Origin of the sequence: Halalkalibaculum sp. DA3122, from assembly GCF_043951865.1 — a bacterium.
In the GTDB taxonomy this organism is placed as follows: Bacteria; Bacteroidota; Rhodothermia; order Balneolales; family Balneolaceae; genus JAMQKA01.
This window is the reverse complement of record NZ_JBINJF010000101.1, coordinates 1-707: the sequence shown is the minus strand read 5'-3', so window position 1 is coordinate 707 and position 707 is coordinate 1. Positions and strand designations below refer to the sequence as shown.

General features: G+C 28.7%; 1 protein-coding gene. It reads right to left on the bottom strand.

From position 1 onward, the window contains the following. Window positions 1–46: 46 nt before the first annotated feature. Complete coding sequence (locus tag ACG2F4_RS19370) at window positions 47–487, bottom strand: hypothetical protein (protein WP_395262592.1); 441 nt, start codon at window positions 485–487, stop codon at window positions 47–49. Between the last annotated feature and the right edge of the window lie 220 nt (window positions 488–707).

Here is a 707-nt window from a genome sequence, read left to right as displayed (position 1 = left end):
GGGGGCTCGCAATCAGATTAGGGTACAAAAACGAGTGGAAGAGACTCTAAAGGTGACTTATGTTCCCTCTTAATATGTTTACCGGACAACAGTGAAATGGTCCTTTTTTTAATAAATCAATTTCTCCCTCATTTTCTAAAAATTCAGTTAAAGGTTCGGCTAATTTTAGCCTAACAATATTTAACCTATCAATCTGTTCTTTATCTAATTTTTTATGCAATAAAAAATAATAAAGAAGATCTTCTAACTCTTGCCTGCACTCCTGCCATATTTTTATCTTTTCTTTAACTGTAGTACTTGATTCTAAAGTTTCAAAATTTTCTGTGTTTTTAATTTTTTTTGGATATTTAAATTCTATTTTATCGAATATATCATCTCTGTTTACCCATCCAGTATTATTTTTTCTATAGTTATCCTGAAAAGTTAATAAGGATAATATTTTTATAATTTTATCTTGGTATTTTTCTTTAAACTTTAAGCTTTTCATACTTTAATGATTTTTAATGTTGAAAAAATGAATATTCAAATTATTAGAACTTAATATGTTGCATAAGTTGAGGTTCCATTTTCTTAGCCTGTTCTAGTTTACTTAGAATCTCCTTATACCTTTTAGTTGAACTTGCTACATTTTGGTGGACACCCAGTTAAGCCATAGATTGTTGCCGAAATTTATGACAAACACTAGTTATGGCAAACCAAAAAAGACG